Source organism: Streptoalloteichus tenebrarius, assembly GCF_024171885.1.
In the GTDB taxonomy this organism is placed as follows: Bacteria; Actinomycetota; Actinomycetes; order Mycobacteriales; family Pseudonocardiaceae; genus Streptoalloteichus; species Streptoalloteichus tenebrarius.
The window spans coordinates 1-17,405 of the sequence record NZ_JAMTCP010000019.1; the positions used below are offsets into that span (position 1 = coordinate 1).

Below are 17,405 nucleotides of genomic sequence, written 5' to 3' on the forward strand. Positions count from 1 at the left end.
AGGGCAGGTTGCCCACGTGTTACTCACCCGTTCGCCGCTCGTGTACCCCGAAGGGCCTTACCGCTCGACTTGCATGTGTTAAGCACGCCGCCAGCGTTCGTCCTGAGCCAGGATCAAACTCTCCATCAAGGACCGTTTGATCACGCGCACACACCCACCAACGCGACCAACCCACAAGGGCCAGTCAACACCAGTGCCGGCGCGCAGTGTTGTTGCATCTCAAAGGAACCCCATCATCGGGGGTATCCATCACTGGCATACATTCGGCACGCTGTTGAGTTCTCAAAGAACACACGCACACCCTCACCAGACACACAACCGCATGTCCCGATCCGGGGCGTTTTGCTCTCGGTGTTTCAAGCCTAACCGGTCCGTTTCCGTCCAGTCAAATCAACCTCGTGGAGGTCTGCTGGGCTCCGTCCCGGTGACCGCACTACACTACCCGGTCCGACTCGCGGTGTCAACCCGCTCGGCCCGGAGTGAGCCGCACTCCTCGGTGAACACCCGTGGTGTCGCTGAGGAGTGTTACTCTCGCCGTCCGTCCCTGGATCGTCGTCCCGGTCCGTCCGGCCTCCCGTGCGGCGAAGAGAAAGTTACGCACGTCTGACGACGAAGTCAAATCGCCTGGTCAGAGGCTTGACGGCGGCGCGGGGACCACTCCCGCGCCGCCGTCGCGTCACGCCGAGCCGTGGGAACGCGCCTTCGGCCGCAACCACAGGGACGCGGTCGCGCCCGGCCCGGCGGCCTCCGCCGCGTCGAGCACGTCCTGGGGCGTGATGGGCGCGTTGCCACCGAGGGGCACGAGGTCGTAGCCCCACGTGTGGAACTCGCGCAGTGCCGCCGCCGGGTCGTCGCCGAGCGCGGCGGTCGCGGACGGAGAGAAGGCGCAGACCACGTGCGGGCGGTCCCGGCGGAGCAGCCGGACCAGGCCGCCGAGGGCGCGGTGGCTCGCGCCCGGCGCGTCGACCTTCACCACCGACAGGCGCATTCCCGCCAGGCCCGCGAGCCCCTCCAACTCCTTGTCCAGCCGCACCGCGGCGACCCTGGGCACGCCGTCGGCGTGCTCGCCCGTGCTCGCGCCGGGCTGCGGCGCGGCCTCTGGGCCGTCGCCGTCGCGCTGGCCGTTCTGGCTGGTCGCCCCGGTGCCGTTGGGCGCGACGCCGCCATTTCCTGCCACGGCGAACTGGGTCGGCCGAACCGACACGCCTCCGGTCAAGGCGGGCTCCACGGCGAGTTCGCCGGGCGCGTCCCACGCGGCGGCCCCGATGACCGCGAAGCGCTGGGCGACCGCCGGCGCCACGTTGACCTCGACGTTGCGCCGCAACAGCGCCCTGGTCCTGGCGCAGGGCTCGACCGCCACCACCGCGCCGGACGTTCCGATCCTGCTCAACACCCGCACGGTGTGGTAGCCGACGTGGGCGCCCACGTCGACGAACACCCCGTCCGGTTCCAGCAACGAGTCGATGAGGGCGCCGACCTCCGGCTCCCACACCCCGTGGCTGGACAGCCACGGCAACATGAGCCCGTCCTCGGCGGGCAGCCGGAGCAGTCCGGCGTCGCAGAGGACCAGGGACGTGTGGCCTTCGAGGTTCTCGGTCCCGTTCCCGTTCGCCCCGTCCCTCGACGTGACGGCGTCGTAATGCCGCTCGTGCTCGCGCACGACCACCCTGCGGAGCGCGTCCGTCGTGCGCACCGCCTGCGTGGCGGCCCGCAGGGTCGACTCGAGGCGGTTGTCCCGCTCCCGCAACGACTCCGCGACACGCCCCTCCAGGACGTCGATCCGGTCGAGCGTGCGGTTGAGCGCGCCGGCGAGCTGGTCGAGGCGGGCCGCGATCGCGTCGAGCTGCTTGTCGCGCCGGGCGGACTCGTCGGCGATCACCTGCTCCACGGCCCCGAGTCGCCGACCCTGGCCGGCGAGGTCGGCGCGCGCCCGCAGGACGCCGTCGTCGGTGCCGACGAGCTGGTCGGCGAGCTGTTGCTGCCGTTCGACCAGGCGGGCGAGGTCGGCGCGCACGCCGTCCAGCTCGGCGAGGCCGGCGCTCTGCCCGATCTCGTCCTGCCGGCGGAGCAGCTCGCCCGCCGTGCGTTCCACCCCGTCGACGAGGGCGCCCATCATGTCGCGCAGGTGCGCGTCGTAGTGGTGCAGGACGCGCAGGACCGCCTTCCGCAGGGCCGGGGCCAGCGGGATCCTGCTCTGCGCGTCGACGTCCGGTTCCCGGTGGAGGGCGTGCTTGGCGACCAGCAGTGGCCGGAGCGGGTCGTCGGCCTGGCTCAGCCGCGCCTGCGCGCGCCGCGCGCGCCACGTGCGGTAGGCGTGCTCGACGCGTTCCCGCAGGTTGTCGGCGGCCTGGGCGAGGGTCCTGGTGCGGAGCACGTGCTCCCGGCCGAGGGCGCCGACGCGCGCGGCGGTCTCGCGGTCCTCGGCGAGCCCCCGCAGCAGGCGGGCCGCCGACTGGAGGTCGGGCTCGGCCCCGCCGTCGTGGCAGGGCACGAGGACGGCCACGCCCCGGTCGAAGAACTCGCTGACCGCGCCGTGGTCGCTGGCCAGCACCGGGACACCCCTGGCGGCCGCGGCGGCCAGCAGCAGCGCGATGCGCTCGCCAGCGCCACCGCCCTCGCTGCCGCCGGGGTCGTGCGCCCGGTGCAGCGCGGCCACGCAGTCCGCGGCGGCGAGCAGGCGGGTGAGGGTGTCCTCGACCTCCGCGTCGGACGGTTCGACGAGACGGACGCGGGGGTCGGTGACGGTGGCGAGCCGCAGGCGCTCGGCGGCCTCGGGGTGCTCCCGGGCGGAGGTCATGGCGAGCACCAGGCGCACGTCGTCCCGGTCGGGGAAGGCGGTGAGGAACGCCGAGACCAGGCCGAGGACGTTGCCGCGGCGCTCCTCGCCGTGGTCGGCGGCGCCGACGAACACCACGTGCTCCTCGGCGAGGCCGAGGCTCGCCCTGGCCGCGGCCCGTGCGGCGGGGTCGGGTTCCCCGGGGTCGGGCACGGGCGGGGGGAAGGCGCGCACGGGGACGCCGAGCGCGTCGAGGTCCCTGCGGGCGGCCTCGGAGAGCACCCACAGCTCGTTGACGCCCCGCAGGTCGGTGTCGGCGGAGGCGTCGGGCCGCACCTCGATGACGTAGCGGTCGGTCGGGGCGGGCGGGGCGCCGGGGCAGCGGACGAGCACCGGGTAGAGCGGCTCCTCGGCGGTGGGCAGGCCGGAGGAGTGCGCGGCGGAGCGGAGCGCGTCGGCGAGCGGTCCGGTTCCCACGACGGCCACGCCGAGCTGGTCGATCAGCTCGGGCAGGTCGAGGCTGGGGGTGCGCACGGCGTTGGGGTGGAGCCGGCCGCCTGGGACGCCGTGTTGGGCGCACCAGGCCCGGTAGGCGCCGGCGTCGGTGCCGAACGGGTCGGGGAAGACGCGTCGGAGCTCGGGGTCGTCCGCCCAGAGCGCGGCGGACCACCGGGAGCCGCCGGCCGCGCGTTGCCGGTCGTCGGCCGGCTCGCAGGCCCAGCGGACGAAGCCGTCGGCGTCCTCGGGCTGCCCGTCCCGTCCGTCGGCGCGGAACGCCGCTGGTGGCGGTGGGTCGCCGGCGCGTTCGGCCGCGCGCCACGCCTCGTGGTACTGGCGGCGCAGGGCCGCGGGCAGGGGCGAGCCGTCGGGGAGCTGGGCGAAGCGGTAGCCCTCGACGCCGCGGCTCTCGCCGGCCCGCACCAGGTCGTTGCGGTACCGGGCGCACAGCTCCGCGAGGAGGGGGTGCTCGGAGAGCAGGACGCGGGGCCGGTCGGCGATGTCGGCGGACAGCAGCCAGGGGCGTTGGGGGTCGAAGCCCGTGAGGTGCACGGTGCGCAGGGGGGCGCCGCTGGCTCGGAGGGCGCCTCCGGCGTCGCGGGTGAGCTCGCGCTGGGTGGCGTTCCAGACGGACAGGCCGATCCCGGGGTCGCGCAGGACGTGGTGGTCGACCAGGGCGGGAGCGCCGTCGAGGAAGGCGCCGGCGGCGTGCGGGGCCTCGTCGACGAGGTCGGTCCACGAGCGCAGGAAGGGTTCGGCGCCGGGGGCGACGCCGAGGAAGCCGGGGTCGAACACGCCGGCGGCGACCAGTTCCTCGGGAGAGGGGCGCAGGCCGTCCCTGGCGAGGGGTTCGAGCAGGCGCGGGGAGAGCAGCAGGGGCCACTGGGCCAGGGCGGGCAGGACGAGGTCGTCGATCCGGTTGAGCACCAGGACGCGGGGGTCGAGGTGCAGGACCGGGCCGCCGGAGGCGATGAGGTGCGTCAGCAGCCGGGGTTGGAGGACCGCGCGGAGCTCGTCGGCGGTGCACGCGGTGCCCAGCCGGGCCAGTGTCTCGGCGGGGACGCCGATGTCGGCGGGGCGCAGCAGCTCGACGGCTCCGCCGCGCGGCGCGCTGGCGCCGGGCACGTCGACGAGCAGGGCGACGAACCGGGCTCCGGGGTGGTGGGTCAGGAAGGTCTCGCCGAGGACGCGGACCGCGGCCAGCTCGCCGGTGGTGGCGGTGGTGCAGGCGGTCAGCGGGGGGACGGCGCGCGTCTGGGCGGGTCGGACGGCTCCGGCCTTGGCCGTCGCGGTGACGGGCAGGCGGGTGGTGGCCTCGACGTCGGCCCCGGGCGCGTCCTGGGGCGGCGCGGGGGGCGCCGGTTGCCGCACCGTCGGGGCGTCGGCATTGGCGTCGGCGTCGGGTGTCGCCGGTTCCCGCGGCTCCGCCGGGGTGGGTCGCGCCTGGTCCGCCGGGGTGGCGGCGGGGGGTTCGACCGCGTCGGCCCGGTCGTCGGGGGTTCCCTCGGCGCGCTCGGCCGGGTCCTTCGCTTCGTGCTTGCCGTCCTGCACAGGGACAGAACCTATGCCCTCCGCTGGCCGGTCGTGGCGTGGCGACACGCGTGGTCGCCGTGGGGAGGACCTCGTCTCGTCCGCTGGTGTCCGACAGTCACGATCAGCGTTACGCAGCGTCCCGGGTTGGTGTTCCGGTCTCTCCTGGGGGTCCTCCCATGGAGGAGCGAAGCGGGCGCGTCCCTGGTTGGCCGGCTCTCGGCCGTGCCGGTCCTCTCCCGCGACACGACGGCTCGTGTCGCGGGAGGACGGGCGGCGTTCAGAGCATCGGCAGGTAGGTGCGCAGCTCGTACGGGGTGACCTGGCGGCGGTAGGCGTCCCACTCCGCCCGCTTGTTCCGCAGGAAGAAGTCGAAGACGTGCTCGCCGAGGGTTTCGGCGACCAGCTCCGAGTTCTCCATCACGGCCAACGCCTCGGCGAGGTTCTGCGGCAGGCTGCTGTAGCCGGCGGCCCGCCGCTCGGACTCGGTCAGCGACCACACGTCGTCCTCGGCCGCCGGCGGCAGCTCGTAGCCCTCCTGCACGCCCTTCAGCCCGGCGGCGATGACCACGGAGTACGCCAGGTACGGGTTGCAGGCGGTGTCGAGGCTGCGGATCTCCACCCGGCGGGAGGACGCCTTGCCAGGTGAGTACATGGGCACCCGGACGAGGGCGGAGCGGTTGGCGTGCCCCCAGCACACGGCGGTCGGCGCCTCGCCGCCGACGATCAGCCGCTTGTAGGAGTTGACCCACTGGTTGGTCACGGCGGTGATCTCACGGGCGTGGTGCAGGAGACCGGCGACGAACGCCTTGCCCGTGCTGGACAGCTCGAACGGGTCCTCGCTGTCGTAGAAGGCGTTGCGGTCCCCCTCGAACAGGCTGACGTGGGTATGCATGCCGGAGCCCGGCTGGTCGGAGAACGGCTTGGGCATGAACGAGGCGCGCACGCCCTGCTTGATGGCCACCTCCTTGACCACGTACCGGAACGTCATGACGTTGTCGGCCATGGTCAGCGCGTCGGCGTAGCGCAGGTCGATCTCCTGCTGGCCCGGCGCGCCCTCGTGGTGGCTGAACTCCACCGAGATGCCCATCGCCTCCAACGCCTCGATGGCGTGGCGGCGGAAGTGGGGCGCGGCGTTGTGGCTGGCCTGGTCGAAGTAGCCGCCCTCGTCGGCCGGCTCCGGCGGTGTGCCGTCCTTGGGCAGGTCGCGCAGGAGGAAGAACTCGATCTCGGGGTGGACGTAGCAGGTGAAGCCGGCCTCGCTGGCCCTGGCGAGGGTGCGGCGCAGCACGTGTCGGGGGTCGGCCCAGCAGGGCGAGCCGTCGGGCATGGCGATGTCGCAGAACATGCGGGCCGAGTAGTGCTCGCCGTCCGGGGTCTCCCACGGCAGCACCTGGAAGGTGCCCGGGTCCGGCTTGGCGACCATGTCGGACTCGTAGACCCTGGCGAAGCCCTGGATCGCGGAGCCGTCGAAGCCGATGCCCTCGGCGAAGGCGCCCTCCAGCTCGGCAGGGGCGACCGCGACCGACTTGAGGAATCCGAGCACGTCGGTGAACCACAACCGAACGAACCGGATGTCGCGCTCCTCGAGGGTGCGCAGCACGAACTCCTGCTGGCGATCCATGCCCGCAGCGTAGGCGGTCGACGCGCCGGGGCGCCGCTTCCGTGTCGGTTGGCGCCGTCGTGTGTGTTCCGGGTGGTTCGGGTGGTTCCCGGGCCGGTTCTCCTGCGCTCGCGGCGGTGGTCCGGCGGCCCCGCGCACCTGGCGCTCATGCTTGCCGGCCTCGGTCGGCGGTCGGTGTCCGGACGGGGCGATTCGGGTGGTCGGGTGAGTGTTGTTCGGTGTGGTTTGTCAACTGAATTCGCCGAGTTATCCACAGGGGACGGTGGTGGACCCTCCGTGACCTGACTGCGGGGTGAACGACGAGTCCCTCGGACGGGTATCTATCCACAGGGGACGGTTTGGTGGGGGCGGCGCGGGGTGGGCGCGGATAGGCTGGTGCAGGGCTCGCCCCCCAGGGCGGGTGGGGGCTGCCCAGAGGTGTTGGGTCCGGCGCGGGTGACCGGAGTGGGCGGCAGCGGGTGCCCGGTGGGGGCTCAGCGGGTGGGGTTCAGCAGCGGGCGCCCTCGGCGGGCGGGGTGAGGTCCACCAGGTAGCGGGTGGTCGCCGTGTCCACGCAGCGGTTGTTCTGGAGGAACGCCGTGTGCTGGTTGCCGGTGAAGGTGAGCAGGCGGGCGTTGAGCGCCTTCGCCAGGTCCACGCCCGCCTGGTACGGCGTGGCCGGGTCGCCCGTCGTCGAGATCACCAGGGTCTGGGGCAGGCCGTCGACCTTCGGCTGGTGCGGCTGGCTCGTCGGCGGGACCGGCCAGAACGCGCACGCGTCGAGCACGCCCACCGGCTCGGCGCCGTCGTCGAGGACGCCGTGCTCGCCCACGGCCTCGCGGACCTTGCGCGCGGTCTCCAACAGCACGGCGCGGTCGGTGACCGGAGGATCGTCGACGCAGCGGATCGCGCGGAAGGCGTCGGTCTGCGTCGAGTACCGGCCGTCGGAGCCCCGGCCGAGGTAGGCGTCGGCGAGCATCAGCAACGCGCGGCCCTTGCCGTGGGCCAGCTCGGTCAGGCCGGTGTTGAGCACCGGCCACAGCTCCTTGCTGTACATGGCCTGGGCGACCGCGGTGCCGACGTCGGTGTAGGAGAGCTTGCGGTCCTCGACCGCCAGCGGCTCCTTCTTCATCGGCGCGACCATCTCGTCGAGCTTCTTCTCGGCGGCCTCGGCGTCGCCGCCCAGAGCGCAGTCCGGGCGGCGGGCGCACCAGGACGCGAACGCCGCGAACGCGTCGGCGAAGCCCTTCGCCTGGCCGATCGACTGGGCGATCCGGTCCTCGGTCGGGGCCACCGCCCCGTCGAGCACCATCGCCCGCACGTTCGTCGGGAACGCCTCCGCGTAGGCCGTGCCGATCCGCGTCCCGTAGGAGAAGCCAACGTAGGTGAGCTTCGCGTCGCCCAGCACCGACCGCAGGACGTCCATGTCCCGCACGACGTCCCTGGTGCCGACGTGGGCGAGCAGGTCCTTGCCGACCCGCTCCGCGCACTTCTGCGCGTACTCCTTCTCCTCGTTCTCGGTCTGCTCCACGCCCTGCGGCGAGGTGTCCAGGTCGAGGTCGAGCCGCTCGGCGTCCCGCTCCTGGTCGGTCAGGCACCGCACCTGCGGCTCGCTCGCCCCGACGCCCCTCGGGTCGAAGCCCACCAGGTCGAACCGCTGGCCCAGCTCGCCGTCGTCGACGCGGCTGGCCAGCGAGGCGGCGGCCTCGACACCGGAGCCGCCGGGGCCTCCCGGGTTGATCAGCAGGGAGCCGACGCGCCGGTCGGGGTTGGAGGCGGGGCGACGCAGCAGGGCGAGCGAGACCGTCTCGCCGTCCGGCTTGGCGTAGTCCAGGGGCACCGTCACCCGCGCGCACTCGATCCCCCGCTTGCGGTACAGCGAGCGCTGCTCCGGTGTGGAGGCGAAGCCCTGGCACGAGGTCCACCCCACCGGCTGCCCGTAGAAGCGCTCCAGCCCCGCCGGCACCGGGTTCACGGGCCCGCGCTGCTCCAGCTTCGGCGGGGTGGGGGTGCCGTCGACCGCGCTGGAGCACGCGGTCAGGAGGGCGGCGGCACCGAGGGCGACGACGAGGCGGGAGAGACGGGACACCCGGCCATTGTCACCCGGTCGGGTGAGGCGGGCATCAGCGGCGGCAGGTGGCGCCGTCCGCGGGGAGCTGGAGGTCGACGAGGTAGCGGGTCACCGCGTCGTCCACGCAGCGCACGCCCTGGAGGAAGACCGTGTGGCCCTCGCCCTCGTGCGTGAGGAGCCGGGCGTGCAGCGCCTTCGCCAGGTCGACCCCCGCCTGGTACGGGGTGGCCGGGTCGCCGGTGGTGGAGATCACCACGGTGTCGGGCAGGCCGTCGACCTTCGGCTGGTGCGGCTGGCTCGTCGGCGGGACCGGCCAGAACGCGCACGCGTCGAGGGCGCCGGACGCCCCGCGTCCGTCGTCGAGGAAGGGCGCGGCCTCGCGGTAGCGCCGGTCGGCTTCCTTCCGCACGTTCCTGTCGACCAGGCGGGGGTCGTCCACGCAGCGCACCGCCGTGAACGCGTCCATGGTGGTGGAGTACCGGCCGTCGGAGCCCCGCCCGTAGTAGACGTCGGCGAAGGCCATCAGCTCGGTGCCCCTCCCCTCCGCGAGCTGACGCAGCGCGTGGTCGAGCGTCTTCCAGTACGACTCGGCGTACAGGGCCTGGATCACCGCGGTGGTGGCGTCGCCGTAGGACAGCTTCCGGCCCCCGTCGACCGGCGCGGGGTGGTCGACGAGGGGGTCGACGAGCCGGCGGAAGGCGGGCACCGCCCGCGCGGGGTCGTTGCCCAGCGCGCACTGCGGCTGCTGCGCGCACCACGTCGCGAACGCGGTGAAGGCCCGTTGGAAGCCGGCGCCCTGCGCGACCAGTTCGGCGACCGGGTCCTGGGCGGGCGCGACCGCGCCGTCGAGCACCATCGCCCGCACGTTCGTCGGGAACGCCTCCGCGTAGGCCGTGCCGATCCGCGTGCCGTACGAGTAGCCGAGGTAGGTGAGCTTCGGGTCGCCGAGCGCGGAGCGCAGGACGTCGAGGTCCTTGGCCACGTCCCTGGTGCCCATGGTGGCGAGTAGGTCCCTGCCCGCCCGTTCGGCGCACTTGCCCACGTAGTCGCGTTCCTCGTTCTCGGTCTGCTCCACGCCCCGCGGCGAGGTGTCGACGTCGTTGTCCAGCCGCTCGGCGTCCCGCTCCTGGTCGGTCAGGCACCGCACCTGCGGCTCGCTCGCCCCGACGCCCCTCGGGTCGAAGCCCACCAGGTCCATCCGCCGTCCCAGCTCGGTGCCGGACACGGTCCGCGCGAGGTTCGCCGCGGTGCTCATCCCGGAGGCGCCGGGGCCGCCGGGGTTGAGCACGAGGGAGCCGACGCGCGCGCCCTGGTCCTCGGCGGGGCGGCGGAGCAGGCCGAGGGTGATGGTCCGGCCTCCCGGGTCGCCGTAGTCGAGTGGCACGGTGAGCCGGGCGCACTCCAGGCCGGGCTTGCGGAAGGCGTCGCGGTCCTCGGCGGTGGTGGCGAAGCTCTCACACGCGCCCCAGGTCAGCGGCTGTCCGTAGAACCGCTCCAGACCGGAGGGCACCGGACCGCTGGGTCCCCTGGTCTCGGTGCGCGCGGGTGTCGGGCTCTGGTCGGGGTTTTCCGAGGTGCAGGCCGCGGTGGCCGCCACCAGGGCCGCCGCGACGACGGCGGCGGCCGGTCGGGTCAGTCGGGGCACGCCAGGCATCGTGCCAGCAGGGACGGGGCGGATCTGGCGCACACGGGGGCACCGGAGTGTCGGGTTGTGCGCGATGATGAGGACATGCCCCAGCTTCGCCTCGCCCTTGCGCAGGTCGACGCGTGCGTCGGCGACCTCGCCGGCAACGCCGACCTCGTCGTCGAGTGGACCAGGAAGGCGGTCCAGTCCGGCGCGCACCTGGTCGCGTTCCCCGAGATGGTGCTCACCGGCTACCCGGTGGAGGACCTGGCGCTGCGGGAGTCGTTCGCGGCCGCGTCCCGGCGCACGCTCGACGGGCTGGCCGGCCGGCTGGTCGACGCGGGCTGCGCCGACGCCGTGGTGGTGGTCGGCTACCTGGACCGGGACGCGGCGGGGCCGCGCAACACCGCCGCCGTGCTGCACGGCGGCCGGGTGGTGGCCCGCTACCACAAGCACCACCTGCCCAACTACGGCGTGTTCGACGAGTTCCGGTACTTCGTGCCGGGCGACGAGCTGCCGATCGTGCGGGCGCACGGCGTGGACGTGGGCGTGGTGATCTGCGAGGACATCTGGCAGGACGGCGGGCCGATCGCCGCGCTCGGCGAGGCCGGGGTGGACCTGGTGCTGTGCGTCAACGGGTCGCCGTACGAGCGCAGCAAGGACGACGTGCGGCGCGAGCTGGTGGCGCGGCGCGCCGCCGAGGCGGGGGCGCCGATCGCGTACGTGAACCTGGTGGGCGGGCAGGACGAGCTGGTCTTCGACGGCGACTCGCTGGTGATGACCGCCGGCGGCGAGCTGCTGGCGCGCGCCCCGCAGTTCGTCGAGCACCTGCTCGTGCTGGACGTGGACCTCCCGGCCGGCGGGCACGGCCGCGACGGCCGGGTCGGCGGGTTCGACGTGCGTCGGGTGGTGGTGTCGGAGGAGCCGCTGCCGGCCTACGAGCCGCTGCCGGCGCCGCCGGTCGCCGAGCCGCTGTCCGACGAGGCCGAGGTGTGGTCCGCGCTGGTCACCGGCCTGCGGGACTACGTGCAGAAGAACGGCTTCAAGTCGGTGGTCCTCGGGTTGTCCGGTGGCATCGACTCCGCCGTGGTCGCGGCGCTGGCGGTCGACGCGGTGGGCGCGGACGCGGTGCACGGCGTCTCCATGCCCTCCCAGTACTCCTCGGAGCACTCGCGGGGCGACGCCGCCGAGCTGGCCAGGCGGACCGGCCTGCACTTCCAGGTGCAGCCGATCGCCGACCAGGTCAGGGCGTTCGTCGAGCAGCTCGGCCTGACCGGGCTGGCCGAGGAGAACATCCAGGCGCGGTGCCGGGGCATGACGTTGATGGCGCTGTCCAACCAGCACGGGCACCTGGTGTTGGCGACCGGCAACAAGACCGAGTTGGCCGTGGGCTACTCGACGATCTACGGCGACGCGGTCGGCGGGTACGCCCCGATCAAGGACGTGCCCAAGACGCTGGTCTGGCAGTTGGCCCGGTGGCGCAACGCCGAGGCGGAGAAGCACGGCGAGGCGCCGCCGATCCCGGAGAACTCGATCACCAAGCCGCCGTCGGCGGAGCTGCGGCCCGGTCAGCTCGACACCGACTCGCTGCCGGACTACGCGTTGCTCGACGACGTGCTGGACGACTACGTCGAGGGCGACCGGGGCTACGCGGACCTGCTGGAGGCCGGGTTCGCGCCGGAGCTGGTGGAACGCGTGCTGCGCATGGTGGACCTGGCCGAGTACAAGCGGCGGCAGTACCCGCCGGGCCCGAAGATCACGTTCAAGGCGTTCGGCAGGGACCGGCGGCTGCCGATCACCAACGCGTGGCGCGAGCACGAGGTGCGCTGACCGGGTCGGCCGCCTCGACGAGCGCGTGACACGGCGCCGACCCGTCCACTGGGTCGGCGCCGCGTCGTTTCCTGCTGCCTCCGGGCTTCGCCGCACCTGCGGCAGGGGGCAGGAAGCGGTACGGGTCCGGCTGCGCGAACCACGCTCACATTCGGTCTGGCCAGGGCACGTCCACGCAGATCCACTCTGGTCCGTTCCGGCGACGGCGCTCAGCGGCCTGGTGTGGGCATGGAGTCGCCCTTCCGCTCCTGGAGTCGTTCCGGCTGCGGGCCGCGCCGCGTGAGGCAGGCGCTCGCGCCGACGGCGAGGCCGACCGCGACCGCCGCGAGCTGCACGCGTTGCACCAGGCCGACCCACGCGGTCTCCTGGAGCGCCACGGAGAGCACGCCGGTGGCGAGCAGCGTCGCCAGGACGAGACGGAACGCGAGACGGCGCGGTCCCCGCGTTCTCCGTTCGGCGGCGAACGCGGCGGCCACCGAGGCGAGGAAGGCCAGCACGCTGAGCCACCCGTGCGCGGAGTGCACTGTGGACAGTTCCCCTGCCCGCTCGGCGGCTCGGCAGGCCTCGTCCCGGGAGACGGCGCAGTCGAGGGGAGCCAGGGCGACGCCCACTGTGGACGCGCCGAGCGCGGCGAGGCCGCCCACGAGAAGCCGTCCGAAGCGGTCAGGGCCGATACCCGACAACGCCGCCGCGGCGCAGCACAGCAGCACCCCGGACAGCACGTCCGGGAGCCGGAAGAACCAGCGGTGGGGCTGGTCCTCGGCGCTGTGCTCGCTGACGTAACTGGCCGTGGGCGACAGCTCGACCGGCAGGGCGAACTCCGCGAGCCAGTTCGAGTAGAGCGGGACCGCCGACACCAACAACAGACCGGGAAGCAGGCGCGGCCGGCTGGTCACCGCGGCTCCCCCACGTCACCGGCCCCGCGCCCAGCGTCGCCGACTCCGTTGCCGCGCGCGGCGGGGCGGACGAAGGGGAACAGCACCGTCTGCCGGATCGAGGCCCCGGTCAGCATCATCACCAGCCGGTCCACGCCCATGCCCATCCCGCCGGTCGGGGGCATGCCGTGTTCCAGGGCGGTGAGGAAGTCCTCGTCCAGCTCCATGGCCTCGACGTCGCCGCTCGCGGCCCGCAGCGACTGGGCGAACAGCCGGTCCCGCTGCTCCAGCGGGTCGGTCAGCTCGGTGTAGGCGGTGGCGATCTCGGCCCCGAACGCGACGAGGTCCCACCGTTCGGCCAGGCGCGGGTCGTCCCGGTGCTGGCGGGTCAGCGGGGAGACCTCGGTGGGGAAGTCCCGGTAGAAGGTGGGCCGCGTGGTGTGCGGCTCGACGAGGTGTTCGTAGGCCGCCACCAGGAGTTGCCCCCGGCTCCACCCCTCCTGGTGGGCGACGCCGGCGGGGGCCAGGCGGCGGCGCAGCTCCGGCAGCTCGGTGTCGGGCGTGATCTCCTCGCCCAGCGCGGCCGACACGGCCTCGTGGACGCCGACGACCGGCCACTCCCCGCCCAGGTCGTGGTCGACGACCACCCCGTTCGCGTCCGGCCGTCGGGCGACCGGCGCGCCGTGCGCGGCGACCGCCGCCTCCTGGATCAGCTCACGGGCCATGTGCAGCATGGTCGTGTAGTCGGCGTACGCCTGGTAGGCCTCCAGCATCGTGAACTCGGGGTTGTGGGTGGCGTCCACGCCCTCGTTGCGGAAGTTGCGGTTCAGCTCGAAGACCCGGTCCACGCCGGCCACGCACAGCCGCTTCAGGTACAGCTCGGGCGCGATCCGCAGGTACATCCGCATGTCGTAGGCGTTGATGTGGGTGACGAAGGGGCGCGCGTTCGCCCCGCCGTGCACCCGTTGCAGCATCGGGGTCTCCACCTCGAGGTAGCCGCGGGAGTGCAGGGCGTCCCGCAGCGCCCTGACCACCGACGACCGCGCCCGCAGCATCTGCCGGGACTCCGGGTTGACCACCAGGTCCAGGTACCGCTGGCGCACGCGGGCCTCGGGGTCACCGAGGCCCTTGCGCTTGTCCGGCAGCGGGTGCAGGCACTTGGCCGTCATCGTCCAGTCGGTCGCGGCCACCGACAGCTCGCCCCTGCGGGTGGTGATCACCTCGCCGCGCACGCTCACCAGGTCGCCGAGGTCCACCGCGGCCCGCCAGTCGGCCAGGGCGTCGGCGCCGAGCACGTCGGCGGACAACATCACCTGCAACTCGCCGTCGAAGTCCCGCAGCACCGCGAACGCCAGCCGGCCCAGTTCGCGGTGGGCGACGACGCGGCCGGCCACGGTGACCGTCTCCCCGGTCCTGGTGTCCGGGGCGAGCCCGGCGAAACGCTCCCTGACCTCGGCCAGCAGCGGACCCCGTTCCGCGCCCGCCGGGTAGGGGTCCACACCGGACCGACGGAGACGCTCCACTTTGGACAGTCGAACCCTGACCTGTTCCGGCGGCCGGCGGCGGGGCCGGGGCACCTCCAGCGCCCTGGCGTCGATCTCGCGGACCTGGCGGACGAAGTCCTCGTCCACGACGCCGGTGCCCAGCGCGCGTTCCCCTCCCCTGCGCAGCAGGGAGCGCAGGCTGGGCACGAACCCCTCGGCCGCGCCGGCGACCAGGCTGACCCGGACGAGCTGCCGGGTGCGGGCGAAGCAGAGGAAGCGCGGCTGCCACGCCGGCCCGTACTTGGCGTTGGAGCGGTACAGCGACTCGAGCTGGAAGAACCGCGAGGCCAGGCCGAGCAGGGCCCGCCACGTCCTGAGCACGGGCCCCGCCCCGATCCGCGCGCCCTCCTCGAACACGGCGCGGAACATCGCGAAGTTCAGCGAGACCCGCTGCACGCCCAGCGTGCCCGCCGCCGCGACGAGCCCGCACACCATGAACTCGTTGAGGCCGTTCTCGGCGGCGCGGTCCCTGCGCATCAGGTCCAGCGACAGGCCCCGCCGGCCCCAGGGCACGAACGACAGCAGGCCGCGCAGCCGCCCCCGCGCGTCGTAGGCCTCCACCATCACGTTGCGCTCGTCGGTGGGGTCGCCCAGCCGGCCCAACGCCATCGAGAAGCCGCGCTCGGTCTCGGCGCCCCGCCACCGCTGGGCGGCGTCGAGGAGCTGGGCCATCTCCTCGGGCGGGATCTCGCCGTGCCGGCGCACGCGCACCTGGTAGCCGGCGCGCTCCACCCGGTTGATCGCCTGCCGCACGGCACGCCGGTCCCGCCCGGTGAGGCTGAAGTCGCGGACGTCGAGGATCGCCTCGTCCCCGATCTCCAACGCCTTGAGCCCGGCGCGGCGGTAGGCGTGCGCGCCGCGTTCGCTCGCGCCGAGCGCGGCGCAGGCCCAGCCGTACTGGCGGGCCTCGGCCAGCCACGCCGCGATCGCCGCCGGCCAGTGCTCCTCCTCCCCCACCGGGTCGGCGCTGGCCAGGCTCGTGCCCCCGAGCACCCGGTAGGTCACGGCGGCCCTGCCGCACGGGGAGAAGATCACGCTCTTGTCCCTGCGCGTGGCGAAGTAGCCCAGCGAGTCCGGTTCGCCGTGCTCGGCGAGCAGCTCCCTGACCCGCAGCTCCTCGTCGCGCGACAGCAGCCGGCGGGTGCGCGCCGACCGGAAGAACACCGCGAGCGCCCACGCGCCGACGGCCGCGCCGAGAAGGCTCAGCGTCAGGCTCAGCGAGTCCGGCCCGCGCGCGTCCACGCCCAGCCGCGGCAGGGGCAGCACCTCGCCGGTGACCTGGTTGGCCACCCACACCAGCTTGTCGCGGGCCGAGACCAGCGTGCCGGGGAAGAGCTCGGCCAGCCCCCATCCGACGAGGCAGACCAGCGCGAGCCCGACGACCAGGTGCGCCAGGGCGCGCCAGGCGGCGCCGCGGGCCAGTTGGGCGGGGAACGCCGGCCGCAACAGGAGGAGCAGCACGACGAACACCACGGTGAGCGCCTGGTACGGGACCAGCTCCCCCCAGAGCACGGCGCTCCGCTCGGCGGGGTCGTCGACCACCTGGTCGGGGGCGACCCACAGCAGCACCGCGACCAGCACGCCGGCGGCGAAGTAGAGGAGCTGGAACAACAGCAGGGTGCGCAGGGCGGCGCGCTTGCGCCGGCGCAGGGCGGCCCCGAGCACGGCCAGCACCAACGCGATGAACACGTTGGCGTCCACCGGCAGGGCGAGGGCGCCGAACACCTGGAGGACGACGTCGGCGATCTCCGGGGCGTCGTCCTCCACGAAGATCAGCAGAAGGGAGAGGAACGCGGCGAGCTGGACGACCGTGGCCACGACACCGGCCGTGGCGGACTTCCAGCGGGGAACCGGTGTTCCCGACGCCGGCTCGGGATGGAGCCGTCCCCCCGTCTCCCCCTCCGTCTTCGGTCGTGTTCCCCCGACACTGTGCTGCACGCTCTCTCCCGCCGTGTCCACCGGCCCGGATCGTCCGTCACGCGTAACGTCGACACCGCTGTGCGGACAGAATCGATGATTTCATCGGGCTCAGGAGAGGTGCACACGGTGCGCCACGGGCGGCCGGGCGCGCCGCCGGTGCTGTTGGCCTGCGGGATGGGCGGCGCCTGCTTCGACTGGTCGCTGGTGACGCGGCTGCTCGCCGGCCCGGCCGCCGTGACGGTCGCCTTCGACCGGCCGGGGACCGGGCACAGCGCGCCCACGTCGACGCCTCCCGGGCTGCGCAGGGAGATCGACGTGCTCGACGCCGTGCTGGACGCGGCGGTCGGCTCGTCCGTCGATTCGTCCGTCGGCTCGTCCGTCGATTCGGCCCCGGCCGTGCTGGTCGGGCATTCCGTCGCGGCGTTGCACGTCGAGGCGTACGCGCGGGTCCATCCGCACCGGGTCCGGGGGCTGGTGTTGGTGGACCCCAGCACGGAACCGCCGGGCGCGGAGCGGCCACGGGACCGGTTCGCCCCGGTCGCCCGACTCCTGCTGCGGACGCCCTCGCCGCCCCCGGCGCTGGCCCGGTGGCTCGGGCCGGCCTGTCGTCGGGTGATGGTGCGGCTCGGCTCGTGGACCGGGCGCGAGACGGCGACACGGGACGAGGTCGCCGAGGTGTACTCGCGTCCGGACGTGCTGCGCGCGCTGGTGGCCGAGAACGCCGCCTACGACGAGCTGGTCACCGAGGTCGAGCGGCTCCGGGACGAGCACCCCCTGCCCGAGGTCCCCCTGGTGGTGCTGACCGCGCGGGAGGCGTTGGGCGGGCCGCGCCAGGCGCGGATGATCCTCGGCGCGCACGACGCGCTCGCCCGGATGTCGCCCCGGGGCGAACGGGTCCTGGTGCCGGGCAGCGGTCACCTGATGGCGGCGGACCGACCGGACGCGGTCGCGTTGGCGGTGCGGCGGGTGCTCGACGGGACGTGAACCGCGTGCTCCCCGCCAAGCCCGTGATCCAGACGCGGATCACGGGCGCCACGGGAGCCCCGTGGTCCGCCGATCCGACCGGGCCGAGGCGACGCGTCCCAGCCCGTCGCGGGCTCGGACGCGTCGTCAACCTCATCAGGCGGGTCGTCA

8 protein-coding genes and 1 rRNA gene are annotated in these 17,405 nt (G+C 73.9%); 2 read left to right on the forward strand and 7 right to left on the reverse strand.

Annotated features, from left to right (window positions below):
* The 5 genes from LX15_RS16845 to LX15_RS16865 form a co-directional block, all read right to left on the reverse strand.
* Positions 1-129, reverse strand: a 16S ribosomal RNA gene (locus LX15_RS16845); the annotation flags it as partial.
* A 547-nt stretch (positions 130-676) separates the two neighbouring features.
* The gene (locus LX15_RS33150) at positions 677-4,825 is read right to left on the reverse strand and encodes an FkbM family methyltransferase (RefSeq protein ID WP_253670555.1); all 4,149 of its coding nucleotides are present in this window, start codon (positions 4,823-4,825) and stop codon (positions 677-679) included.
* Between the two features lie 259 nt (positions 4,826-5,084).
* The gene (locus LX15_RS16855) at positions 5,085-6,428 is read right to left on the reverse strand and encodes a glutamine synthetase family protein (RefSeq protein ID WP_253670556.1); all 1,344 of its coding nucleotides are present in this window, start codon (positions 6,426-6,428) and stop codon (positions 5,085-5,087) included.
* A gap of 487 nt (positions 6,429-6,915) precedes the next feature.
* On the reverse strand, positions 6,916-8,496 hold the full coding sequence (locus tag LX15_RS16860; RefSeq protein ID WP_253670557.1) for an alpha/beta hydrolase: 1,581 nt from the start codon (positions 8,494-8,496) through the stop codon (positions 6,916-6,918).
* Between the two features lie 34 nt (positions 8,497-8,530).
* A complete protein-coding gene (locus LX15_RS16865) occupies positions 8,531-10,132 on the reverse strand; it encodes an alpha/beta hydrolase (protein WP_253670558.1) in 1,602 nt (533 codons plus the stop codon).
* 75 nt (positions 10,133-10,207) lie between these two features.
* Between LX15_RS16865 and LX15_RS16870 the strand changes: the two genes are divergently transcribed.
* On the forward strand, positions 10,208-11,932 hold the full coding sequence (locus tag LX15_RS16870; protein WP_253670559.1) for an NAD+ synthase: 1,725 nt from the start codon (positions 10,208-10,210) through the stop codon (positions 11,930-11,932).
* A 209-nt stretch (positions 11,933-12,141) separates the two neighbouring features.
* Here LX15_RS16870 and LX15_RS16875 read toward each other — a convergent pair whose 3' ends face one another.
* Positions 12,142-12,828, reverse strand: coding sequence for a DUF998 domain-containing protein (locus LX15_RS16875; protein ID WP_253670560.1), 687 nt, complete (start codon positions 12,826-12,828; stop codon positions 12,142-12,144).
* Positions 12,825-16,289 (reverse strand): bifunctional lysylphosphatidylglycerol synthetase/lysine--tRNA ligase LysX, encoded by a 3,465-nt coding sequence (lysX, locus tag LX15_RS16880; protein WP_372502742.1) that lies wholly within the window; start codon positions 16,287-16,289, stop codon positions 12,825-12,827. The genes LX15_RS16875 and lysX overlap by 4 nt, the downstream gene beginning before the upstream one ends.
* Before the next feature lie 99 nt (positions 16,290-16,388).
* Here lysX and LX15_RS16885 point away from each other — a divergent pair, with 99 nt between their 5' ends.
* Entirely contained in the window at positions 16,389-17,255 is an 867-nt protein-coding gene (locus LX15_RS16885) for an alpha/beta fold hydrolase (protein ID WP_253670562.1), read from the forward strand.
* Positions 17,256-17,405 lie beyond the last annotated feature (150 nt).

Bases quoted from the DNA above. Each gene is read 5' to 3' on its own strand.
- LX15_RS16865 (WP_253670558.1), bottom strand. From the start codon at position 10,132: ATGCCTGGCGTGCCCCGACTGACCCGACCGGCCGCCGCCGTCGTCGCG.
- LX15_RS16855 (WP_253670556.1), bottom strand. From the start codon at position 6,428: ATGGATCGCCAGCAGGAGTTCGTGCTGCGCACCCTCGAGGAGCGCGAC.
- LX15_RS16870 (WP_253670559.1), top strand. From the start codon at position 10,208: ATGCCCCAGCTTCGCCTCGCCCTTGCGCAGGTCGACGCGTGCGTCGGC.